The sequence below is a fragment of the Ruegeria atlantica genome (genome assembly GCF_013032455.1).
Lineage (GTDB): Bacteria > Pseudomonadota > Alphaproteobacteria > Rhodobacterales > Rhodobacteraceae > Ruegeria > Ruegeria atlantica_B.
Genome location: NZ_WQCF01000002.1, coordinates 89,771 through 113,570 on the forward strand (window position 1 = coordinate 89,771; position 23,800 = coordinate 113,570).

General features: G+C 54.7%; 21 protein-coding genes. 14 read left to right on the forward strand and 7 right to left on the reverse strand.

Annotated elements, in window-relative coordinates; translation table 11 throughout:
• Positions 1–29: 29 nt before the first annotated feature.
• Positions 30–1,346 (forward strand): histidinol dehydrogenase, encoded by a 1,317-nt coding sequence (gene hisD / locus GOW93_RS04500; RefSeq protein ID WP_170381929.1) that lies wholly within the window; start codon positions 30–32, stop codon positions 1,344–1,346.
• Here hisD and GOW93_RS04505 read toward each other — a convergent pair.
• A complete protein-coding gene (locus GOW93_RS04505; protein WP_170381930.1) occupies positions 1,343–2,134 on the reverse strand; it encodes a helix-turn-helix domain-containing protein in 792 nt (263 codons plus the stop codon). The two genes, hisD and GOW93_RS04505, sit on opposite strands and share 4 nt — an antisense overlap.
• 179 nt (positions 2,135–2,313) lie before the next feature.
• Between GOW93_RS04505 and GOW93_RS04510 the strand changes: the two genes are divergently transcribed.
• From GOW93_RS04510 to GOW93_RS04540, 7 genes are all read left to right on the forward strand, one after another.
• Positions 2,314–3,564: an ABC transporter substrate-binding protein gene (locus GOW93_RS04510; protein WP_170381931.1), complete on the forward strand. Its 1,251-nt coding sequence runs from the start codon at positions 2,314–2,316 to the stop codon at positions 3,562–3,564.
• 123 nt (positions 3,565–3,687) lie between these two features.
• Complete coding sequence (locus GOW93_RS04515; RefSeq protein ID WP_170381932.1) at positions 3,688–4,557, forward strand: carbohydrate ABC transporter permease; 870 nt, start codon at positions 3,688–3,690, stop codon at positions 4,555–4,557.
• The gene (locus GOW93_RS04520) at positions 4,554–5,426 is read left to right on the forward strand and encodes a carbohydrate ABC transporter permease (RefSeq protein ID WP_170381933.1); all 873 of its coding nucleotides are present in this window, start codon (positions 4,554–4,556) and stop codon (positions 5,424–5,426) included. The genes GOW93_RS04515 and GOW93_RS04520 overlap by 4 nt, the downstream gene beginning before the upstream one ends.
• Before the next feature lie 3 nt (positions 5,427–5,429).
• Positions 5,430–6,539 (forward strand): ABC transporter ATP-binding protein, encoded by a 1,110-nt coding sequence (locus tag GOW93_RS04525; RefSeq protein ID WP_170381934.1) that lies wholly within the window; start codon positions 5,430–5,432, stop codon positions 6,537–6,539.
• 24 nt (positions 6,540–6,563) lie between these two features.
• Complete coding sequence (locus tag GOW93_RS04530) at positions 6,564–8,069, forward strand: GMC oxidoreductase (RefSeq protein ID WP_170381935.1); 1,506 nt, start codon at positions 6,564–6,566, stop codon at positions 8,067–8,069.
• Complete coding sequence (locus tag GOW93_RS04535) at positions 8,069–8,998, forward strand: DMT family transporter (RefSeq protein WP_170381936.1); 930 nt, start codon at positions 8,069–8,071, stop codon at positions 8,996–8,998. Before GOW93_RS04530 ends, GOW93_RS04535 begins: the two co-directional genes overlap by 1 nt.
• 7 nt (positions 8,999–9,005) lie before the next feature.
• Positions 9,006–9,296, forward strand: coding sequence for a hypothetical protein (locus tag GOW93_RS04540; RefSeq protein WP_170381937.1), 291 nt, complete (start codon positions 9,006–9,008; stop codon positions 9,294–9,296).
• A 13-nt stretch (positions 9,297–9,309) separates the two neighbouring features.
• Here GOW93_RS04540 and GOW93_RS04545 read toward each other — a convergent pair whose 3' ends face one another.
• The gene (locus tag GOW93_RS04545) at positions 9,310–10,896 is read right to left on the reverse strand and encodes a GMC family oxidoreductase (protein WP_368039636.1); all 1,587 of its coding nucleotides are present in this window, start codon (positions 10,894–10,896) and stop codon (positions 9,310–9,312) included.
• A gap of 194 nt (positions 10,897–11,090) precedes the next feature.
• Here GOW93_RS04545 and GOW93_RS04550 point away from each other — a divergent pair, with 194 nt between their 5' ends.
• Both GOW93_RS04550 and GOW93_RS04555 read left to right on the forward strand, forming a co-directional pair.
• A complete protein-coding gene (locus GOW93_RS04550; protein WP_368039638.1) occupies positions 11,091–11,981 on the forward strand; it encodes a sugar phosphate isomerase/epimerase family protein in 891 nt (296 codons plus the stop codon).
• 65 nt (positions 11,982–12,046) lie between these two features.
• Positions 12,047–13,021, forward strand: a complete 975-nt coding sequence (locus GOW93_RS04555; protein WP_170381939.1) for a Gfo/Idh/MocA family protein — start codon at positions 12,047–12,049, stop codon at positions 13,019–13,021.
• A 241-nt stretch (positions 13,022–13,262) separates the two neighbouring features.
• Here GOW93_RS04555 and GOW93_RS04560 read toward each other — a convergent pair whose 3' ends face one another.
• From GOW93_RS04560 to GOW93_RS04575, 4 genes are all read right to left on the reverse strand, one after another.
• Positions 13,263–13,931, reverse strand: a complete 669-nt coding sequence (locus GOW93_RS04560) for a hypothetical protein (protein ID WP_170381940.1) — start codon at positions 13,929–13,931, stop codon at positions 13,263–13,265.
• Positions 13,932–14,285: 354 nt separating this feature from the next.
• Positions 14,286–15,266, reverse strand: a complete 981-nt coding sequence (locus GOW93_RS04565) for a CobW family GTP-binding protein (RefSeq protein WP_170381941.1) — start codon at positions 15,264–15,266, stop codon at positions 14,286–14,288.
• Positions 15,267–15,270: 4 nt separating this feature from the next.
• The gene (gene gntH, locus GOW93_RS04570) at positions 15,271–16,743 is read right to left on the reverse strand and encodes a guanitoxin biosynthesis MBL fold metallo-hydrolase GntH (RefSeq protein WP_170381942.1); all 1,473 of its coding nucleotides are present in this window, start codon (positions 16,741–16,743) and stop codon (positions 15,271–15,273) included.
• A 10-nt stretch (positions 16,744–16,753) separates the two neighbouring features.
• Positions 16,754–16,987 (reverse strand): hypothetical protein, encoded by a 234-nt coding sequence (locus GOW93_RS04575; RefSeq protein ID WP_170381943.1) that lies wholly within the window; start codon positions 16,985–16,987, stop codon positions 16,754–16,756.
• Between the two features lie 99 nt (positions 16,988–17,086).
• Here GOW93_RS04575 and GOW93_RS04580 point away from each other — a divergent pair, with 99 nt between their 5' ends.
• Both GOW93_RS04580 and GOW93_RS04585 read left to right on the forward strand, forming a co-directional pair.
• Entirely contained in the window at positions 17,087–18,421 is a 1,335-nt protein-coding gene (locus GOW93_RS04580) for a tetratricopeptide repeat protein (protein WP_170381944.1), read from the forward strand.
• A 351-nt stretch (positions 18,422–18,772) separates the two neighbouring features.
• Positions 18,773–18,973, forward strand: a complete 201-nt coding sequence (locus GOW93_RS04585; protein ID WP_170381945.1) for a hypothetical protein — start codon at positions 18,773–18,775, stop codon at positions 18,971–18,973.
• A gap of 590 nt (positions 18,974–19,563) precedes the next feature.
• Here GOW93_RS04585 and GOW93_RS04590 read toward each other — a convergent pair.
• Positions 19,564–21,564: an AAA family ATPase gene (locus tag GOW93_RS04590; protein ID WP_170381946.1), complete on the reverse strand. Its 2,001-nt coding sequence runs from the start codon at positions 21,562–21,564 to the stop codon at positions 19,564–19,566.
• A gap of 294 nt (positions 21,565–21,858) precedes the next feature.
• On the opposite strand from GOW93_RS04590, the gene GOW93_RS04595 reads away from it, so the two are divergent.
• A complete protein-coding gene (locus tag GOW93_RS04595; protein ID WP_174819009.1) occupies positions 21,859–22,095 on the forward strand; it encodes a hypothetical protein in 237 nt (78 codons plus the stop codon).
• 422 nt (positions 22,096–22,517) lie between these two features.
• Positions 22,518–23,747 (forward strand): 3-deoxy-D-manno-octulosonic acid transferase, encoded by a 1,230-nt coding sequence (locus tag GOW93_RS04600; protein ID WP_170381947.1) that lies wholly within the window; start codon positions 22,518–22,520, stop codon positions 23,745–23,747.
• Positions 23,748–23,800: the final 53 nt, after the last annotated feature.

The window sequence follows — 23,800 nt, forward strand, 5'->3', positions numbered from 1 at the left end:
TGCGGCTTCTTTTTTCGAAGGCTCAACGAATGCCCTGGAAACTCAAATCCGCCCGAAAGTCGGCAGCGATCGAAGCTGCCAGTGAAACGCTTCAGAAAACCGTCTCTGACATCATCCTCGATGTGGAGAAACGTGGTGATGCGGCGTTGCGCGACTATTCTATCAAGTTTGACGGGCTTGATCGCAAAAGCTACCGCCTGGATAAGGCAGAAATCCAATCCTGCCTTGATGGGCTGAGTGCGCAAGAACGGCACGACATCGAGTTCGCAAGCGAACAGGTGCGCGTTTTTGCCGAGCACCAGCTGGCAACCATGTTGCCGCTTGAAGTCGAGACACGCCCGGGTGTGGTGCTTGGCCACAAGCATTTGCCGATTGGGAATGTCGGGTGTTACGTCCCCGGTGGCAAGTATCCCCTTCTTGCGTCGGCCCACATGTCGGTCTTGACCGCGAAGGTTGCTGGTTGCGACCGCGTGATCACCTGCGCCCCGCCGTTCCAAGGTGTGCCGGCGCAATACATCGTCGCGGCGCAGGCCATTGACGGCGCAGATGAAATCTATGTCATGGGTGGCGTTCAGGGCATTGCGGCTATGGCGGTCGGGACGGAAACTATTGATCCCGTCGATATGCTCGTGGGGCCGGGGAATGCGTTTGTGGCGGAAGCCAAACGACAGCTTTTCGGGCGGGTTGGGATTGACCTGTTTGCCGGACCTACCGAAACGCTCGTGATTGCCGACGAAACCGTCGATGGTGAAATGTGCGCGACCGACCTGCTTGGGCAGGCTGAACACGGGTATAACTCACCATGCGTTATGATCACGGATTCAGAAGCGTTGGGACGAGACACGCTTGCCGAGATTGAGCGGCTGTTGAAGATCTTGCCCACTGCCGAGATCGCGTCGGCGTCTTGGGAAGACTATGGCGAGATCATCGTCTGCGAAAGTCGCGAAGAGATGCTCGCCGAAGCTGATCGGATCGCATCCGAGCACGTGCAGATCATGACGGACGATGATGACTACTTCGTCGACAACATGAAGAACTACGGCGCGTTGTTCATCGGACCGCGCACCAACGTAGCCTATGGCGACAAGGTAATCGGCACGAACCACACGCTGCCTACGAACGGCGCCGCACGCTATACTGGCGGGCTGTGGGTCGGGAAGTTTCTGAAAACATGTACCTATCAGCGCGTCACCACCGATGAAGCGTCGGCAGAGATCGGAAGCTACGGATCTCGCCTATGCATGCTTGAAGGTTTTGTCGGACATGGAGAGCAGGCCAACATTCGCGTCAGGCGATATGGTGGAGTGAATGTCCCCTACGCGGGCGCTGCACCAGTTCGAGGTTAATTATCCAGGTATTCCATTGCTTCCACCGGCAGGCGTTCGTCATCCGGTGGAAGCACTGTTGCCGCCTTCCAATCTGACTTCGCTGGTTTGGTCGGAGCTCGAAAGTCCAGCACACTCTTTGATGTATAGGGTTCGCGGTACAGGTTGGACGCGACACCTGACGTGACCCCAAAGAAGAACTTAACGGGATTGCGCGCGATCGGCGTATAGATCGAGAATGTGATTTCATTTTGCTGAAGTGACTCCAGATCAGCCATGAACATGCGTCCATCAAGCATGAAGACAAACCCGTGATACTTGAAAACATAGTCATGTTTCTCGGGGTTATTCTTGTTCGGGAACCGCTCAAGGTTGGTATACCCAAACACGTCCTCATCAAGGGGATAGATTGACGTCACAGCGCGAACGATGTCCCCACGGTAAATCGAAGAGTAATGGTACTTGTAGTAGGTTCCACAAAACTGCTTCAGCCGATCCGTTTCCGAAGTTCTTATTACGGTTTGCAGCAAGTTTGACTTGGTAAACGCCTGATACCCGGCAAGCAACTCGGATGGGTGCTTGCGTTCAGGGATCTCCATATCTGGCGTGATGAGGTCCGAGAAAGTGACGCCGAAATAATCACAGATTGCGTTCAGGTTCACCTGTGACGGCATGTGTTGCCCGGTCAGGTACTTGTTGAACTGCTGTCTGTTGATGCCAAGACGACGGCACACGGCGGAGATATTTCCGCGCGCTTTGACGAGCCGACCAATGTTGATGGCGATAGTCTCTCTGCTTTGGTCATCCACGGCGTTTCCCTCCCCATCAGATGTCGCATCATTATGCACTAAGTGCGTCAGATTGCGCAACTGAATTCTCCGTTGCGAAATTGTCGCCTGCGACAACTGGGCTCAACATTAGCCCGTCAAATAAATTCCTGACCCCAAACGGGCCTCGGGATGCCAATTCCAAAAAGGGAGAGAGATGAATGAAAAAGCTTATGACACTGGCACTTCTTTCAGCGACTGCACTGACTGCGCCGGCCAAGGCTGAGGACTCGGTTGAAGTTCTGCACTGGTGGACTTCGGGTGGCGAAGCTGCCGCAGTTTCAGTTCTGAAAGATGCGCTGCAAGCCAAAGGCGTAACCTGGAATGACATGCCAGTTGCTGGCGGCAGCGGCGAAGCTGCCATGACCGTTGTGCGTTCGCGCGTAACGGCCGGCAACCCACCGACCTCGGTCCAAATGCTGGGCTATGATATTCTGGAATGGGCCGACCAAGGCGCGCTGAGCAACCTTGATGCTACCGCCAAAGCCGAGGGCTGGGACGACGTTGTTCCGCAAGCTCTGCAGTTCTTCGCCAAAAGCGACGGACACTGGGTATCGGCTCCGGTGAACGTGCACTCGACCAACTGGGTCTGGACCTCGGGCAAGATCATGGAAGAGCTGGGCGTTACCGAAGCGCCTGCTGACTTTGCGGGCCTGCTGGACATCGCTAAACGCGCTCAGGATGCTGGTTATATTGGTATCGCCCATGGCGGTCAGCCGTGGCAGGAAGCCACCGTGTTCGACTCGGTAGCCATCGCAACCGGTGGTCTGGACTGGTACAAGAAAGTCTTCGTCGAGCTGGACCAAGACGCGATCAACTCTCCGACCATGATCGAGGCGCTGAACAACCTTGGTGAATACCGCGCTCTGGTCGATGACAACTTCTCGGGTCGTGACTGGAACCTGGCGACGGCGATGGTCATCAATGACCAGGCTGCATTCCAGATCATGGGTGACTGGGCCAAAGGCGAGTTCGTGAACGCTGGTGAAGTTGCTGGCGAAGACTTCCAGTGCTGGCGCGTGCCAGGCACCGAGGGCGTCGTAACATTCAACGCTGACCAGTTTGCCATGTTCAACGTCGGTGACGATCGCAAGAACGCTCAGGCTGAAATGGCATCGTCAGTGATGTCGCCTGAATTCCAGGTGGCCTTCAACATCGTGAAAGGCTCTGCCCCAGCGCGTATCGACGTGTCTGACGCCGAGTTTGATGCCTGCGGTAAGAAAGGTATGGCCGACCTGAAAGCTGCAAACGCTGGCGGTACGCTGGTTGGTTCACAAGCTCAGGGCCACGCCAACCGCCCGGCGGTCAAGACGGCCTTCTCTGACGCCATCACGGCCTTCTTCAACGGTGAACTGACCGCCGAAGAAGCAGCTGAGGAAATGGCCGATACCGTTGCCATCGCGCAGCAGTAAGCAGACCAAACTATGCCCCGCGACCTCCCAGGCGGGGCATAAAGCCGGCCAGCCAATTGCGTCTCTCCAAGCGCAATTGGCTTGGCCCATGAAGAATAACTAAACCAACGGGAAGGCTGCGAAATGTTGAAACGCTATTTACCGCAGATCGTAATAACCCCTGGAACCCTTTTGGTCCTTGCTGGCGTATATGGCTTCATTGCCTTCACAGCGGCAATCTCGTTCACGGACAGCAAAATCCTGCCCAGCTACAACTTCGTCGGGCTGCGCAACTACGAGAACCTGTTCAAGCTGAAAGCTTGGGACATCGCGGTTTCGAACCTGATCATCTATTCGCTTCTTTACATCGTCATCTGCTGCGCGCTTGGCCTGCTTCTGGCGATCCTGATCGACCAGAAAATCCGCGCAGAATCGGCGTTCCGCTCGATCTATTTGTATCCGATGGCGCTGAGTTTCATTGTTACAGGAACGGCGTGGAAGTGGTTTCTGGATCCGGGCATTGGGCTGGAAAGCGTTATGCACCAGTTCGGCTGGGAAAGCTTCCAGTTCTCGTGGATCAAAGATCGCGAGTTCGCGCTCTATACCATCGTGATCGCCGCCGTTTGGCAGACCGTTGGTTTCGCTATGGCCCTGTTCCTTGCAGGTCTGCGCGGCATCGATAGCGAGATGTTGAAGGCGGCTCGAGTAGATGGTGCAAACACGTTTCAGGTATATTGGCGCATCATCATCCCGCAGCTTGGTTACACCTTTGTCAGCGTGATGGTCATCCTCGTGTTCAACGCGATCCGGACCTACGACCTGATTGTCGTCATGACTAACGGCGGTCCTGGCCGTGCGACCTGGCTGCCGTCTGTCTTCATGTACCAATACACGTTCACCCGAAACCAGATGGGGATCGGTGCGGCAAGCGCGATCATGATGCTCGCCCTGATTGCAGTCTTCGTGATCCCGTATTTCTGGTGGGAGCTCAAAAGTCAGGGGAAACAGAAATGACCCGGAAAAAGAAAACCTTCTCGGCAGCGCTTCCCAAGATTGTCCTGTATACAAGCCTGCTTCTGTTCGCCTTCCTGTTCCTCATGCCGATGTACGTCATGCTGGTGAACTCGGTCAAACCGCTGGAAGAGATCCAATCAGGCGGAATGATGTTCCTGCCGCAAACATGGACCTTTGAACCTTGGTTCAAAGCATGGTCGACAGCACAGATCGGCGTCGAGCCGACGGGTCTTCGGCCCTACTTCTGGAACTCGATCCTGATGGTTGTGCCTGCGGTGACCGTGTCCACCCTGCTGGGCGCTGTGAATGGCTATGTGCTGACCCAATGGGTCTTTCGCGGGCACAAGATCATCTTCCTGATGATGCTTGGCGCTGTGTTCATCCCGCACCAGATCATCTTGATCCCGATGGCGCGCATGCTTGGCTTCTTCGGGCTTGCTGGAACCATTCCGGGGCTGGTTGTCGTCCATACGCTTTATGGCATCGGCTTCACCACGCTGTTCTTCCGCAACTACTATGTCGCCTTTCCGTCGGATCTGATGAAGGCCGCAAAAGTGGATGGCGCGGGTCTTTTCCGGATCTTCTTCTGGATCATGCTGCCAGCGTCGACGCCGATCATTATCGTGACCGTCATCTGGCAGTTCACCAACATCTGGAATGACTTCCTGTTCGGTGTGTCTTTCGCTGACTATGACAGCTTCCCGATGACCGTTGCGCTGAACAACCTCGTAAACTCGTCGACCGGGGTGAAGGAATACAACGTTCACTTCGCAGGGGCATTCATCGCCGCTGTTCCGACACTTCTCATCTACATCTTCGCCGGCCGCTACTTTGTTCGCGGACTTATGGGCGGCTCCGTGAAAGGATAAATCATGACTGGTCTTTCTATCAAAAAGGCGGGCAAGCTTTATGGAAGTGTCCGCGTCCTTCAAGATATCAATATCGACATTGACGAGGGCGAGTTCCTTGTCCTTGTCGGCCCCTCAGGCTGCGGTAAATCCACCCTGCTGAACATGATCGCGGGGCTCGAGGAAATCTCAGAAGGTGAGATTTCGATCGCAGGTAATGTGGTCAACGATCTTGAACCGTCCGAGCGTGACATCGCGATGGTGTTCCAGTCCTACGCGCTTTACCCGACGATGACCGTCGCGGGAAACATCAGCTTCGGCTTGGAAATTCGTCGTGTTCCCAAAGCCGAGCGGGACGCTGCCGTTGCCAAAGTCGCTGATCTTCTGCAGATCGGCCACCTTCTGGACCGCAAGCCAAGCCAACTTTCCGGCGGTCAGCGCCAGCGGGTTGCGATGGGTCGAGCGCTGGTTCGTGATCCGAAACTGTTCCTCTTTGACGAACCGTTATCCAACCTCGACGCCAAGCTGCGGGTCGAGATGAGGACCGAAATCAAAAAGCTGCACAAGAAGACCGGCAAGACAATCGTTTACGTGACCCACGACCAGATCGAAGCCATGACCATGGCGACGCGTATCTGTGTCTTGGAAGGCGGCGACATCCAGCAGCAGGGCACCCCAGACGAGATCTATAACAATCCGGCAAATGCGTTTGTCGCGGGCTTCATGGGATCCCCTCCCATGAACCTTATGAAGGCACGGGCGCGCAAAAGTGCTGAGGGGTGGGGGCTGACGATCAGCCATGGGTTGGAATCCATCACTCTGCCGTATCCCCGCAATTTGCCCGACAGCTATGACAACAGGGTCGTGACGTTGGGCATGCGGCCTGAGCAGATTGTCGAAGAGTACCCGCGTGATGCCGCGGAGGACGCCTATTACACGACGACCTGCACGCTTGACCTGACTGAACCAACTGGTGCGGATACGTTTGGCGCGATTGATCTGAGCGGGCTCGAGGCGATCTGTAAACTCAAGCCTGGGTCAAGAGCTGATACAGGCGATCAGGTAGAACTACATTTTGAGGTTGGCGCCGCTTGCGTGTTTGATCCCGAGAGCGGTGCAAGGCTGGACTGCTAAGCCTGGCTTGCTGGAGAATCCAAGATGAGCTCGTTCGACTATATCATTGTCGGTTCCGGCATAGGTGGGGCGACCCTTGCCTATGCCCTTGCGCCCTCTGGGGCGAACATTGTGATCCTTGAACGAGGTGAGCACCTGAAAGATTGCCCAGAGGCGCGCGATCTGACGGCGATCTTCAAGAAGGGATTCTTCCGTTCGGATGAAAGGTGGTTTGACGCACAAGGTCAGTCCTTCTCTCCGGGCAACTTCTACAATGTCGGGGGCAATTCGAAGTTCTTTGGTTGCGTGATGTATCGATATCGCGAAAGCGACTTCACTGCCCGCGCATTGCCGGAAGGAGAAACAGTGGCATGGCCCTTCGGCTATGACGAGCTGGAGCCATGGTACGTTAAGGCAGAGCAACTGTTTCAGGTGCGAGGGACGCATGGTGTCGATCCGACCGATCCTCCCAGCTCGGCCCCGCTACCTCGCCCTGCAGTTCCGTATGAGCCGCAACTCCGGGATGCGGCCGCAAGATTGGAGGCACTGGGCCTGCACCCGTCGCCCTTGCCCCTGTCTGTCGATGTCGAGAAATGGTTAAGCCGTTCAAAGTGCCCTTGGGATGGTGTGCCGGACACACATACTGGAAAGATCGATGCGGAAACTGGTCCCCTTGACCAAACGCTTGCCTACCCGAATGTCAGCCTGATCACAGGATGCCAAGTCACGCGTCTTGAAGCAGACCCAACAGGCCGTCGAATTGAGGCTGTGCATTACGTGCAAGACGGTGAGGCAAAGTCTATGGTGGCAGATCGCGTTGTGCTCGCCGCAGGTGCGGTCAACTCCGCAATCCTGCTTCAAAGATCAGAACACCCAACGCGTTCAGGAGGGCTTGCAAATTCTTCCGGTGCGGTTGGTCGTTACTTCATGAACCACAACACTACGGCGATGATCACGTATGACCTCCGCAAGGCGTGGAAGACCATTCATTCCAAAGTATTCGGATTGAACGACTTCTATCTCAATGACGAAGAAACAGGTCTGCCGCTTGGAAATGTGCAGCAACTGGGCAAGATCTCTGCGCCGGTCCTTGCGGCGAATATCCCGGTCTGGATGCCCAAACGCCTGCTTCAGTGGTTCTGCGATAGGGCGGTCGATTGGTACGTGATGAGCGAGGATTTTCCATCTCCTGACAGCAGAGTCTATCCTGAGGGAGACAAGATTGTTCTCGACTGGCGGCCATCAAACGTGAAGGGCCATAAGCTGCTGGTGCAACGCATGCGTCAGGTGTTCCGGAAGGCGGGCTATCAGCTTATCCTGACCAAACCGTTCGGCAGCAAATCCCCGTCACATCAATGTGGCACGGTTCGTATGGGTTCAGACCCGAAAACCGCCCCCCTTGATCCGTTCTGTAAGGCCTACGATCACGACAATCTCTGGGTGGTAGACGCGAGCTTTCTTCCCAGTTCGGCGGCCGTGAATCCGTCTTTGACCATTGCTGCCCAAGCATTGCGCGTCGGTGATCACCTTGTGAAGTCAAAGCAAGCGTGATGGCGAAGCTATTGGTCCATGCAGAGGAACACCGGGCCAGCCGGCATCAATCATCGGATCGAAATGCTGTTCGCGGCATTTTTCTGATGATCGCTGCAACCATTGCTTTCTCCTTCCATGATGCGATGACTAAAAAGCTGATCCAGCACTATTCCATCTGGCAACTGGTTTTCATTCGCTTCAGCGTGTTGCTGGTCGTTGTCTCGACGGTGTCCCACTTCACAAGCGGGCTGGGCGCGATGGCGCGGACGTCGCGGGTTTGGCTAAACGTGACTCGCGGTGGAATCCTGATCGGTGAGATCGTTCTGATCGGCTTGTCTTACAGATATCTGGGCTTGGCCGAGTCCATGACCATATTCCACCTCTTCCCGCTGATCGGTGTCGTGTTGGCGGTCGTTCTGCTTAAGGAAAGAGTGTCTCGCTCTACGATCATCGCTTTGGTTCTCGGGTTTATCGGCTTGCTTGTCGCGGTGGCGCCCAGCAATCAGCTCGATACAACGGGAGTGGTTTTCGCTTTGGGGGCTGCTGTTTGCTATGCCAGCTACATCGTGCTTACGCGGCTAACTGCTACCAACGATGGCCCCCAGACGTCGCTTTTCTATGTTTGCACCGTTGGAACGATCGTGCCCGTTCTGTTTTTCTTTGATCAGTTCAAAGCAATAAACCCCGACCATCTTTGGCCCATTGTCTTGCTCTGTGTATTCAACATCGTGGGTCAATACAGCATCGTCATGGCGCTTTCATTTGCGCGCGCGTCGTTGTTGCAGCCCGTGAACTACATGCAAATCGCATGGGCGAGTTTGATCGGGTATTTCCTCTTCTCGAATGTCCCGACCCCGCGAACACTGGTGGGTGCGGCTTTCATTATTGGCGCGGGCTTAGTGCTGATTATTTTCAATCGCGCCGGGGCCAGCCGACATGAGGGATGAGGCATCAATGCGGCAGGCAAAGGCAGGTGAAGCCTGGCTTAATGAGCTGCCGGTCTGCAACGTAAAGAAGGCGCGGATACTGCTGTCGGAAGGCGCGCGGCTTGTCGTGCATCTGGACGAAACTGCCACCACGCAAGATCCCTGCTGGCGCATCACTCTGCTTGATGGGGCAGGACGCCACTGGTCGTTAGTGGCGATCGGCTCGAACCGACCTCGCCTGTTGAGGTCTGTTCAGTTGGTGTATCAGGTTGCGCGGAATTTGTCCGTGGCCGAGGTAAGTGTCCCGGTCGCCACGTAACCTCCTGATCTCGTCAGGCGCTCCGCATCATGGCTGAGAGCTTTTCTCCGATCATAATGCACACTGCATTTGGGTTGCCCGAAATCAGGCTGGGCATGATCGAGGCATCTGCCACACGCAAACCATCCACTCCGTGCACGCGCAGCTTCGGATCTACCACTGACATTGGATCGGTCCCCGTGCGACAGGTTCCGGAGGGATGCAGGGCGGCATGGGCGTGCGCGGCGCAGAATGCCTTAATCTCATCCATGCTCATGCGACCAGGAGCTGGTTCGTGGCGTTGTTCAACATATTTGCTGATGGCTGATTGCTGCATGATCTCCATCGCGTGTTTTGTCCCCTGCGCGATTATCTCCAGATCATAGGGGTCCGAGAAGTAGTTGGGCCTCACTTTCGGAAAATCACTCGGATCCGAGCTTGCAAGCCGTATATCCCCGCGCGATCGGGGGCGGATTTGTCCCAAATTGATCGTACAACCATTGCCGCCTGGCACGGTTTCGACACCTTCTTCGACGCCCGCTCCGACAACCATGAAGTACTGTAGGTCCGGCATCCTTTCGGACCTATCGGCCCACCAGAACCCTCCGCCCTCGATCAAGTTCGAGGACGCGGGCCCTCCTTTGAAAAGCGCGTACTCCAACCCCGCCATCAGCTTCCAGAAGGGCTTCTTGTACTTGTCGTAACTGTGCGGTCCGTTGAGTTGATAGACGAGAGAGATCTCGATGTGATCCTGAAGATTCTGCCCGACGCCCGGAAGGTCTTGTTGTACCTCAATGCCATGCCTGCGTAGTTCATCAGCCGGCCCAATCCCCGACAGCATCAGAAGCTTTGGCGAGTTGATCGCCCCTGCCGACGAGATCACGTCTTGCGATGCTCTGATTTTTTTGGACTTGCCTCGTAGGGTGTACTCAACGCCCACGGCCCGCCCATTTTCTACGATAATCCGCGTGACCTGTGCGCGGGTCACGATCGAGAGGTTCTTTCGCTTGCGTGCCGGATTCAGATACGCGGTTGCCGCGCTGCTGCGACGTTTGTTTCGTGCGGTGATCTGATACAGCCCACATCCTGCCGGATCGCCAGAATTGAAGTCCGGGTTATACGGCATCCCAGATTGCTGACATGCCTGCAGCCATGCTCGCGTCAGGGGATGAATGTGGTCAACGTCTGAAACGCCAAGCGGACCGCCGATGCCATGTGCGTCATTACAGAACCGGTTGTTGTCCTCGGCCTTTTTGAAATAGGGCAGCACATCTTGATACCCCCATCCGGTCGCGCCCTCCGCTTCCCACCGTTCATAATCGTCTGGATTGCCGCGAATATAGATCATCGCATTGACCGAGCTTCCACCGCCCAGCACACTGGGTTGTACCATGGTTGGCTGGGCGTCGTTACGCTCTTGTGTCGCAACCCACGGGATACGTTTGAGCAACCGACCTTGCGCTGTTTTATAGTAGGCGCCCGGAATGTGGATATAGGGGCTCCAGTCACGCGGGCCTTCTTCCAGCAAGACTACGTTGCACTCCGGATCCTCTGACAAACGAGAGGCCAGAACGCACCCGGTGGAGCCGCCACCAACAATTACTATATCTGCAGTATCCACGCTTCTGCCTCCTTCATCACGCACAAGGATCTTCCCGGTGCGACGACGAGCACGCAATTTCGCAACACGCATTTTTCGACGCAGGATGACGCTGAAATTGCGTCAGACTGCGCATGTAGGAGTGGGTTTGCGAAATTGTTAGGTGCGCATCTCCCTGCAATGCTTGGTCAACAAGACCAGCAGGAGGGGTGGGCGTGAGTGACGCCGAGCATACGCGCCAGAAAATCGTCTATCATTCGCTTGTTTCGAAGCATGCGACGATGATGATGGATCTGGAGATCGCATCGTCTTTGGGGTTTGACGGTATCGAGCTGTCAGTAGCCAAGATGCGCGCCTTTCTTGCGGCAGGGTTCTGTCGCGATGAACTGAAGTCTCAGATTGGAGACATCTGGATCCCGGGCATTGGATTTCTTCTGGATATCGAGCGTCAAGGTGACGATGCAGAGCGCCTTTTGAAAGAGGCAGAAGAGTTATTCGATCTCGCGGCTGCTGTTGGGGCCAAGGGTGTTCAGATCCTGACGGGGCCGGTGGATATCCAGTCAGTTCGCAATCACGCGAGCCACCTACCAATCCAAGGCTATGCCGGATTGCTTTCCTATCCACGCGCTGAGCAGATCAAGCTGTCAGCCAAGAACCTGAAGGTTCTCGCGGATATGGCTGCCGGACGGGGGCTTGTGCTTTATCTGGAGGCGCTGGGTTGGGCACCGGTCAACACGATCGCAGACCAATGTGAACTGCTCGACAGGGCGGATCGGGACAACCTGAAAATGGTGGTGGATTTCTGGCACTGCTATGTGTCGGGTGACACGCCCGAAACTGTGGCTCGGATTGACAAAGATCGTATCTATGGCGTGCATGTGTGCGATTCACTGCCATTCCTGGGGGGGATTCCGGATGAAAGGGTCCTGCGAGATTTGCCCACCGGCAGTGGTGCTCTTGATCTGCGCGAATGGTGCGACGCTGTGAAGTCGACGGGATATGTGGGTTGGTGGAGCCCGGAGTTGTTCTGCCGAAAGCAACATCAGAGCAACAGCTTCCAAATGGCTACAGAACTAAAATCACTTCTGGAAAACCTGATCCGATAGGATCCACACAAACGAACAATGCCGTCACTTATGAGGTGATGAGGCAAACTACTAATGGGGATAACATGTCGAACACGGTCAATTGGGGCATTCTCGGTGCCGCGAACTTTGCGCTGAATCATATGGGCCCAGCAATTCACGCGGCAAACAATGCCAAACTGGTGGCCTTGGCCACAGGCTCCAAGCACAAGGACGCGCCATTTCAAGCCTTGTGTCCTGATCTGAAGATCCATGACAGCTATGACGCATTGTTGGCTGATCCGGACATCGACGCAGTCTATATCCCGTTGCCAAATCACCTACATGTCGAGTGGTCTTTGAAGGCTCTGGAGGCCGGAAAACATGTCCTCTGTGAGAAACCGATGACGTTGCAGGCGGGCGAGTTTGATACTCTGATAGACGCCCGCGACCAAACTGGTTTGCTTGCTGCCGAGGCCTTTATGATCGTGCACCATCCGCAATGGCATTATGTACGCGAGTTGATCCAATCCGGAGAGATTGGGCGGCTGGTACATGTCAGCGGCATCTTTGCCTTCGACAGTCGAGAAGATGTCGAGAACATCCGGCATCGCCCTGAAACCGGCGGAGGAGCGCTGCGCGATATTGGCGTTTATGTGCTGGGATCGACCCGCTTTGTAACGGGTGAAGAACCGCAGGATATCTCGTCCCGCATCCGATGGGAAAATGACGTGGACGCCTTCACCGACATCCAGGCGAGCTTCCCTGGCTTCACCTATTCGGCCTACGTGACCACACGTCTCAACCTGTTTCAGGAAATGACTTTCCACGGTGAAGGAGGATTGATCCGTGTAACGGCGCCCTTCAACCCAAGGATCTATGGCGAAGCCAGTGTCGAGTTGCACAAAGATGGTCGAGATGTCTCGCGTAGGCGTTTCCCGATCATTGATCAGTATAAATTACAGGTCGAGGCATTCGGGGATTCGGCGACGACCGGGTCGCAATATCCGTGCCCGCTCGAGTTCTCTAAGGAAACGCAGGTTGCGATTGATCAAGCCTTCGATAACAGTAGGGATATCTGAGCTACGCAGGCGAGCGCTCTCATGCCGATGGGTTTACCCCCTTGGTGATACCTGCCCCCAATCCCCGCAAGCCTTCTTCGGTAAGGCGATCCTGAGTATGCTGGGGTGCTCGCATGGGCGCAATGTATGTCCGGTTTGAGCTGTCCTTGCGATGGCCAAAGGCTGATATTCGCAGCCCGTAACCGGCCCGTCCGAACCTTTTCGGTTACGAGTTCATTCGAACAAATTATTGTTCAGTTTCTTAAGTGGGTTTTGTGAGAAATATGCTGGTTGCAGGGTTCAGATCGTCATTCGGATCCGTCAGAATACCAGCCGGGAAAGAAACCGAGATAGGTTGATCCTTAGTATCAAGGCAGAGCATGTGGTTATTGTCCCCGTCACCCAGATCGGCAAGCGCCGCAGGAGTAACAGTGCGTTGAGATCCATCTTCGGCCACTACAGTAATACTGTACAGATCACGTTCCGCATCGCCAGGTTCCTTGCCGTTAGCCAGCGTAACGCCACCCGCCCAAGTTACCCGAATGGCCTGTACGATGTTGTCACTTGGACAAAGGCTTCCTCTGGTTCGGCGTGGCCCCAAGTTTCCGACCAAAGTCCAATCTTCAACAACCTCGGCAAAGATCAATGACGGCCCGTCTTCCAACGGAGTTACGGCTACAGCGGCGCCTCGGTAGTCAAGCGTCCCTTCGATGGAATGCAGGTGCCCAATAACCTCGACTTCAACCGGTGGATCCTCGGAAGCATTCCCAAAGTCTCCGATGAGAAGCACCGTGCGTAATTCCCCGGGATCGGTAGCAGGCAACACTGACGCGCAGTGCATTGTTCCGAACTGGCCTGACTTTGTTACGACTCTGAAGTCACCAGCCTGCAAAGTTTCCAGATCTACCTCGGTAGAAAAAATGACAGGCATCCCGTGTTTGCCCCTGGAACCTCTGCAAATGAGATTTGCTACTCGGGGCAACGCCTCGAGCCCGTGGAAAGCAGAAAGCAACTCGGCATCTTGTTTTCCAGCTGAACTCGGCAATCCGAGGTTTGGGGTTGTATCTTCAAGTTCTCGACTTGAAACGTCCTGCGCGCATAAAGCCGTTCCCGACAAGACAAACGCAGTGGCAGGTGCGAGCAATCTGATCGCTTGGCTCCATTTCCTAAACTGCTTCAGCAATAGGGTATTTTTCCACATTTGGTCCTCAGCGCTGCGGGCTTTCGAGCTGTTACGTGTTGGAGTTTCACAAACACACGCAAACAAATTTTGTCGAACTCGCCGCTACGCGGTCGCCAACAATGCATCGGAAAGCTCGTATTCCGAAAGGGCCCCTGGTGCACCTATTGCAACAAGCCTTGTTTCGGGCTTTCGGTGACCCCATGCGCCATCCCTTGCGATGTCCATGCGTTTTCCGACTACCTGTACAAGAATGCGATGATCCGGATCCTCCTCGCTAAAAACAAAGCCCTTGAGGCGATAAACGTCGCCTGGAAGCTTTCGAATTGCACTCCGAAGAGAAGACAAGCTTATCGGGCGTTCAGCTTTCATCATAGTTGTAGAAAAGCTGTCCGAGTGATCAGAGTGGTGGCAACCACAATCCGGTCCATGTTCGTGATGATCGGGTATTTCTGTTTCGAGCTGTTCGGCGGCAAAGCGACCAACTGAAAGAAGTATATCCAGTGGGACGTCTGCGTTGACAGCTTCGACCAGGCGATATCGACGGAAGCGAGACCCGAGCCAATCGTGCACCCTTTGAACAGCCGCCCTGTCGACGAGATCGACCTTGTTCAAAATAACCATGTCCGAGAACGCGATTTGACGGAGCTTCAGCTCCATTTGTTCCGGCGCAGAAAATAGCTGTTCCGCATCGACCAGGCACATTAGGCTGTCCAAGCGGATCATGTCCCGAAACTTCTGATCGGTGAATGTCATTGCAATTGATGACGGGTCCGACACTCCGCTTGCTTCAAGGACGATGTATTCCGGTTTCTCAGGCCGGGCGAGAACGGCTTCTACCGTTTCGATCAGGTCATCTCGGATCGAGCAGCAGACGCAGCCATTTGCCAAACTCATCACATCATCTTCGAGACCGACTACCAAGTCGGCGTCAACGTTTATTGATCCAAAGTCATTCACCAGAACCGCAACCCGCAACCCGTGATTGCCTGTCAGGATGCGGTTCAAAAGTGTTGTCTTACCGGCTCCGAGAAAACCGGTAAGGATCGTGACAGGGATTGCGGATGTCGAACCAAATTCGATCATGTCGTTACTCCGCTTTCTTTTTTCGGTTCGGGATGACGTCATCGACCTTGATAACGAAATCGCTGGGCCATTCTGGATCGGGAGCCCGGAATACATCAGCTGGGTAGTATTCTTTCGGATCGATCTCCATGTCCCGGTATTTCTGGTCTTGCTGTTCGGCACGTGATGACCGTGGTGCTGGCGGCTTGATTTCATCCGGCAACGTGATCTTGCCTTCTGCTTCCATCTTGCCCAATTCGCGGAAAGGTGCGACCGAGCCGGATTTGCCTGGAAGCGTAGCCTTTCGATACCAGATTGCATCCTTGGTAACGTTGACGACGGCGACGTCTAAGCCCCAGGCGAACAGCCCATCATAGTGGGCTCGAATGCCTGCAAGCATTTCGGCATCGATATCTTCGTCTTGCGTATAGTGGGTCACCATTGCAAGCCGTGGGCGCGCCTCAGCCATCATCTTCCCTACCGCATAGTGCGATGTATGGTGCGTATCGATTGTGTAGTTGAACAGCTCTTGCGGCAGACCGTATTTGTAGGTCATCAACTGACCGATATCCTGTCCGGACATTTCGGTCACAAACACGTCGACGCCTTTGCCGTATTCAAGGCTCAGCTCATCGGGACGACCGTCACCGGTCCACACAAAGCTCAGTCCATTCCAATCCAGCCGATATCCGACGGCACCGTCCTTGGCATGACTGCGTGGCCAGGAGCGCACTGTGACGCCATCTTCATCATAAACAATGCCGCCTTCCTGACGGAAATCGAATTCATTGACTTCGATCTCGTAGCCGTCCCCAATCGGGAACACATCAAAGGCCTCTAAATGCCATTTGAGCATCTGTTGCATCCCTTTGACCATTCCAGCTGTGCCAAGCTCGGGGGTCCGACCAGAGGGGCCGTGAATGCGCAGCGGAGTGTACCCTCCTGACCAAGCCCGGAATGGATAGATGTAAGGGATGTCGGCGTAGTGATCGACATGTAGGTGCGTGATGAAGATGTCGTTGATTAACTGACCCGGAACCTGCATCCCGATGATATTGCGGACGCAGCCCGATCCGAAGTCGAAGAAAAACCTCTTTCCGTTACCCAGTTCGACCATAATACAGGTGCCAGCCTGATCTTCACGGGGTGGAAATGGGGTTGAACCACAGAATGAAATCCGCATTTCGTCGGGCCCGAGGTCCTCGGACAGGGGGAAGTAGTTCGCATTCGAACCTGTCATGTATTTTGTGGGCCGGAAATACTCCGGTAGCGTGATACCGCCCGCGGGCCTGCCGCCGTAAGGGTTCTTTAGGCTTTCGCCCAGTGGTCCATCGCTCTGGTGCGCTTGCGCTGCGCCTGTGCCGTAACTAACGGCACCCGTTGCGACCGCGCCCGCTGCAAGTCCTTGCATAACGTGGCGCCGGGAAGGGTTTTCGATTTCGTCAGATTGCTGGTTCGGTTCGTTCTTAAGATCTTTGCCGTTGTCTTCTTTTGTCATGGCTATGCCCTCAATTGGAAATGCTGCGAGGATTGCGCTTCACCATCCGGCGAAGCTCGTTCACGAGTTCAGATCTGATGTGGGCCCATTCCGCGCGCTCTGAGGCTGTGATTGATACGTCATCCAACAGCTCGGAAACTTTCTTCAGGTCTTCGATAACTTCTTTGAGTAACGCATCCGTTTCGATACGCCCTGACAGCGCATCGGAAAGTTCTGGAATCTCTTCAATCAGGTCCACCGTCACTGGATAAATCCTGGCTCCCACTATCTATTCTCACATCGAAATGAGTGTGGTTGACCGCGCCAGCCAAGTGAGTCACCGTGAGTTGGGGGTGAGTTTGCCGTGAACAAAGCCAATGATTTGCCGATAGATCAACATGTTGGGCAACCGTCGCCGGATCTTGTCCGGGAAGCACTCGAGCGCGTTGTATCGAGCGACGAGTTTCAAGCTTCGCCCCGTCTCCAGCAGTTTCTTACATACGTAGTCGAGGAAGCTATCGCGGGTCGCGGTCCCCAGATTCGAGGCAAGGCGATCGCTGTGGAGGTCTATGGGCGACGCATTGATGGCTCTGGCGGTCAAAACCTCGTTCGCGTCGAAGCAAGGCGGCTGCGTCGACTGCTACGCGAGTTTTACGAAGATCAATGGGACGGTGAGGGAGTTCGCATTTTTGTTGATCCCGGCGGATACAAGCCGCGGTTTTCATACGAACCCGCAATTGAAGACCGCACATCAAGTGCATGGAAGAGCGAGGAGCCTGATGAGCATCGGCCTTCGCTGCAACTGCTGGCAGCTGGACTAGGGATCCTTGCAGTGGCCGCTGTGCTTGGCATCTGGATGAGCCAGAAAAACAGGAAGGTTTTGCCAACGACTCAATCCATCGAACAAGCTGAACGTGCAGCACTCGGTGAGCAATCTTTGACAAGACTTCAGGCGGCCAACCTTGCGGATCAAGCCCGAGGCATGTTTTTTCCCGTTTTTGATGTCAAACGTCAGCAAATAGCACTGGGAATGTTCCAGCACGCTGTGGAACTCGACCCGGCTCTGTCTGACGGCTTTGCCGGAACAGCGCAGGTTTTGGCGACTCTGGCATTGCTGTCCCCGGACGAAGCGCAAAGGAACGATCTCTTCAGTCGAGCCTCAGAAATGTCTGGAACAGCGCTTGAATTGTCCCCTGCTGATGCATGGGCAAACGGCGCAAATGGTTGGGTGCTGGCTGTCAAAAACCAGCCAAACGAGGCATTGAAATATGCAAGAATGTCCGTCGAACTGGCACCGAAGGATGGCCATATTCTCGACCTTGCAGGTATCACTGCAATCATGGCTAACGCCCCGGAACTTGCAGCCGAGGTTAGTGATCCGGAGAGAGCCAGGTCAGGATCTGGTAGGTTTGGTGCAAGAAACATCTGGGGTGTTTCGCAACTTATGCTCGGGAACTACGAAAACGTTGTTGAAGCCTTTCAGGGCGCACCAGCTGCCGGAGCGCCTGTCAGTGCTCCTTCGCTCTTATTCCAAGCCGTTGCGCACGATCAGTTGGGGAATTCAGAAGAAGCACAACTACTCGTTACTGAAATGCGCAGGACATGGCCCGATTTCCCGTCTGAGTATCTTGCCAACAGGATTTTTCACAGCGACGGCAAAACGCAGAAAGCGATACTTGATACACTGACGAGATACTAAGGAAACGAGTTTCCTTGATTTCTTACGCACGATTTCAAGTTTTTAGGATCGACGTTTTACTCAAAGCAACAATGCCAAACCGAGTTCGAATGGTTGGTTTAGGAGGCTGCGCCTTGGAGAGTGTGAAGCTATCATAAAATGCAAGAATAGGCAGTTGCAGAAAGTCATTCAAAGTCTGCTTAACTGCGCTCCGCGTTCTTTGGGGTATCGTTCAGCGTCGGTCATACTGGGCTCGAACCAGGCCTTCGATGCGGCTGACGCAAACGGCCGCTGTGGGCCGTATTGCACCCCTCAGGGACTTTTAAGTGGAATACCACATCCTAAAGGAAAAGTTGCCGGATCATTCAGGCAATGGAAAAGATGGTCTCCTGTTTTCCAAGCTATTTAGAAATCGTGTTTTCCCGATTTCTTTTGGGAGATGGAAACCGCTTTGGGACCTTCCTGGGTGAATTGCTCCGCCGCGAGGCGCGCGGAGCGCGGTTCTCGACGATTCTGGAAAGTACCCATGGCGCAGCCACGGGAAATGAGCTGATCAGCTTCTTTTTAAGGTGAATGTGAATTGCTGGGTGTCTGAATTTGTGGTTCCCGAAAAATTTGGGTGGTCTTTTCGGGTCGAGACAGCCACGGTCAGCGGTTCACTCTGCCGCCGAAGAGGTTAACCGCATTTTCGATCTAATAACTGCTTTCATGGAGCGTGTTACACCTGCACACTCTACTTCTCCAATTTTGAGTATTTGGGAAGGGAAAGGAGGTGTACACGGTCAAGCCGCTCGCGGCGCAGGTATTCCGAGGAATTCTCAACGAAGTTGAAAACCGACTGTTTGCATATCCATATTGAGGGCATGGCAGCCGAAGTTGACAAACAATGAACGCGCGCCTCCTGTTCGCGGTGTTCTGCGCAGTCGGTGGACTTGCCACGTTCTCGTGGGGTGGCATCATCACTGCGTTTGTCGCGTGGTGGGTTCTCCACCGATTTCTCTAATCGACAAATCCCGGGCATCGGGCGACAAGACATACAAGACACCCCTAAAGGGGTGTGTCTTGTTCTGTCGTGTGTCGCGCCGCCGATTTGCCGACAAGACAAGAAACAAGACAAGCGAGACAAAACAAGACAATTCCCTTCACAAGAATAGTGAAAACCCTTAATCGCACTCATCGAATGCGCCCTCCACTTTGCCGACTGGGCGGTAAAGGCCATCCTCGAATACCACCAAGCCCAGTTCGAGCAGTTCATCACGCGCCCTGCGGAATGCCCTTCGTCGACCGTCCGCCTTGGCTTTTGAGACCTGGTCGTCGGCGACGCATTCCTTGCGCCAGGTGTCTTCGGTCACGGGTGAACCATCGGTTTCGAAGAGCGTCCGCAAATGGTTCAACACCGCGCGCGGCGGATTTTTGAGTTTGTATTCATTGTCGGGTTCCGCAGAGCATGGTTCGCAGATCGGTGCGGAAACTGTGTCGCCGTCAATGTCAACGCCGACGTTCCGCGTTCCGATCCTGAATGCTATATCGAGGTCAGTCGGCCCGTTTCTGTTTTTCTTGAGGTGGTTTTTGATGATCCCCGATTTTGGATCGGCTTTCTTCACCAGTATTGAAACGTCCAACGCCCCGTTGAAGACGCTACTGCCCCTCGGTGTGTTGCCATCTGCCTTTGTACCGTGGTGAACAAAAATCACTGCCGCGCCATGCCGGGCGAGGGCCTTCCCGATTGCGACGACACACCCCATACCTTCGGGGGTGTTCTCTTCCAGTCCGGGCATCGCCATCGCCAGAGTGTCTATGACCACGAGTCTGGGGCGAGATAGTGTGATTGCTTCCAGCAGGGCTTGGAAATCCGGGCTGCCCTTGCCTTCGACTTGCCCGGAAAAAAGGTCACTACAACCCAAAACCAATTTGAACTGATCTGGTGCCCCGAGTTCGTCTGCAAGGGCAGCGACCCGCGAAGCCATTCCGGTTTCGTCTTCTGCGGCGACATAGAAGGCGCCACCTTGGCGAGTTTTTAGGCCGAAAAACCCAGCCCCCGTTGCGACCATGTAGGCCAGATAGGGGGCTAGAACGGATTTACCCGCGCCCGGTTCCCCGAAAATGCAGCCGATCTGGTGGGGCGCTATGAAGTTCTTAATCACATAGTGCCGGGGCGGCAGGTCGCGCAGTTGGCCGGGAGTCTGAAAGGTCAGCCCTCCTACTTTGGTGGGCAAGGGCTCGGGTCCCAACAGGTCCGAAAAGTCGTCTTCCGGGTCGTCTACATCTTCGAAATTGGCGGCAGCGACAGAGTGCCAACCATGTTTGCGGGCCTCGGCGAAAAGCGTGTCGGCGGTGATCTTGGAACCGGACCTTTTGACAAAGCTACGCCACTTGTCGCGCACTTCTTTCGGGTTATAGCCGGGGTAATCCGAACTCCACGTCTGCGCCGAAGCCAGCCCGGCTTCAGAGCCTCCGGTGGCGTGGTGGATTGCCATTAGAATGTCTACCCATTTGCCGTAGGGTAGGTCGCTGGGGATGAACGACAGAGGCCTCATGAGTTCGGCAGCGGCGTATTCCCCGGGTTCGCTTTGATCCTCCTCTGAGACTTCGTTCTTGCGGATGAGTGCCGTTCGAATTCGCTCAGGCAGCTTGCCTAAAAGCAATTCATCGAGGTCCCACAGGTCGCCGCGTTCAATCTTGTATTCGCCGAACACGGTTCGCGCGCCGGGGGCGAACACGAAGCCGCCGTGGCCTCGCGTGTCGATGCCCGGGGCTATATCGCTTTGTGAGATAGTCAGGTCGTCAACGCCGCGAAAATACAAGTGGAGGCCCCCGGACGGTGTGCGAACGACGAACAGGGCGTCATCGGGATCGAGGTTCATACCTTTGTATGCGGACAGGCCATCTTTCCCGTCGCGGTCGTCCAGATCGACAACAAAGATATTGCCCGTCGCCATACCCGGCACGGCGTCTGGATACTTATCCCAAAGAGCGTGGATCTCGTCCGGGTCGGTTGTTGCGCCGGTCCCCCACTGGATCAAAGGTCGAGCGTGTTTCTTGCCGTCGCTCATGCGCCGCACTCGCACTGGGAACACGCGATTACCGGTGGCTGCCACGTCAAGGGCAACACGTCGATTATGCGATTGCTTTGCATTCTCAATCCTAATATGTTTCTCCTGCATAGAGGTTCCTTCTCTTTGCGCCGGGCGAAGCCCGTTTGGCTCCGTCCCTTGTCGCTGAGGGGCGGCGCTAGTTATTCAACCTGCACGGGTTGGATTCCCGAGCGCGAAATTTCCGAAATTGGTGGGACAAAAATCCTGAAAAACATAATGATTACGTGGGAGGTTGGAGTGTCCCACTTTTCACTAAGTATCGGAGTTTTGGCGGTTTTTGTACTCCGCCCCCGGGCACCATTCTCAGCAGGTAAGCTACTGTTTCCCTTCAGTTTTAACTGGAGCTGACCAAGGGCGTAGTACATGCTGGAGAACAAAACCGTTCCCTTCTCATTTGTGAAAGCAGGGGTCTTCTACTTCACACGACGGGTCCCGAAGGACCTCGATCACCACTATACCACCAGAAAAATATCTTCTCGCTGCGGACGTGAACGGCAGTGGTCGCAAATTCCCGAGCGCAACGAACTGCTCAGCAACTGGATGAACATTGGTATCACCTACGCATCCAAGACGTTGACTTACCGGGCAAGCATCTTCTGAGGATGGGAGCTGCGGTCGACTTTGCGAGGCAAAACTGCCGCGTTTCCCAACATTTCAATAATTTTGTCGTAGGAATCCCTTTTGGGGAAAGCCAGGGGAGAAGAATGGGTTACCGCCTTTCGAGTGATTGCGAACCTATGCAGCACTCAAACGCGGGACCGTGCACTCGATGTTTGAATTTTGGTGCACGCTTTCAGTCGCTCTGGCTGAAGGGCGCAATACAGACAAACACAAGAGGGCTTTCGCTGACGCGACACAACCTGACAGGACAGTTATTTGGTGAGTTTTATAGACATATTTAGATGTAGCGCTATGTTCTCGATGATGGTTTTGGCTCGGCGGGGGCTTCCACAAGTCGCTTAGTGTCAGTCCTCCAGCCTGAGACCATATGGCAGAGTGAATTGAAAAGCGCCTTCGTGATCATGTCAAACGTACCCCTCATGTTACGCGCCTATGATTGGGCGACCCACTTGCGCCCGATGGTTGCAAGGCGTCATCTGCAAAAACGGATCAAAATCGACAAAGAAGACCCCAAACGCTGGCGCGAGCGCCTTGGCTACCCCTCAGCCACCCGACCCGACGGGATGTTAATCTGGTTTCATGGATTGGGGCTGGGTGAGGTTCTTTCTATTCGGGGTTTGGTGCATATCATGGCAGACCTGTCGGATGCGCATTTCCTCGTCACGTCGGGTACCAAGGCGGCGGGTCAGGCGTTGTTGCATAATTTGCCGCCACGCACTCGCCACCAATTTTTACCGATTGACGCGCCTCGCTATCGAAACGCCTTTCTTGACCATTGGCGGCCAGATCTGTGCATCTGGGCTGAGCAAGACGTCTGGCCGGGTTTCGTGTTGGAACTCACCCGGCGCAAAATCCCGCAAGCGCATGTCGTCTGCCGAATGCACAGGGAAAGCTGGCGTAAGAAATCTCGGTTTGTGGCGGCCTATAGCTATATATACAACCAAATGGCACTTGTAACAGCCAATGATAAGTTGACTCAGGATCGTCTGCGAACCTTCGGGATCACGGATGCGCCAGTCACGGGGCCGATCAAGCCCACAGCACCTCCACTTAGCTGTGACTCCGCGGAACTTGAAAAATTGCGGGCTATTCTCGGGCGGCGGTTTGTATGGATCACGGCGCCCTCGCACCAGGCAGACGAAGAATTGGCGCTTTCCGCCCACCGACGGCTACTTGCTGAGTACCCAGATGCCCTCCTGATCATCGCGCCACGCTACCCAAAGCGGGCATTCAATATTTCACTTCCACATGCAGTCCGTTCCAGGGGTGAAATCCCAACTCTATCCCATCAAGTGTACTTGTCAGATACGTTCGGAGATTTGGGCCTACTTTATCGCCTCGCGCAGGCTGCCTTGATAGGCGGTACCAACGATGAAACGGAAGGCCATTCCCCTTGGGAAGCCGCGAACCTTGGCAATGCAATTTTGCATGGCCCTTGCACTGGGAATTTTGACGCAGACTTCGAAAGGCTGGATGCTGCCGGCGCCGCAATCAAGGTGCACTCGGCGGAAGAGATTTTGGCCAGCCTGCAAGGGGACCTTGATGGCAAGGTCGCTAAAATAAATTCTGTGGTCAACACCTATCGCAATGCGACAGAGTCCTTGGCTAAAGATCTAATGTCTTTGGTGTAATTCCCTTTCCCGCGCTTTGACCCATTGGTTTTGTGTGGGGCTCCCGATTGAGG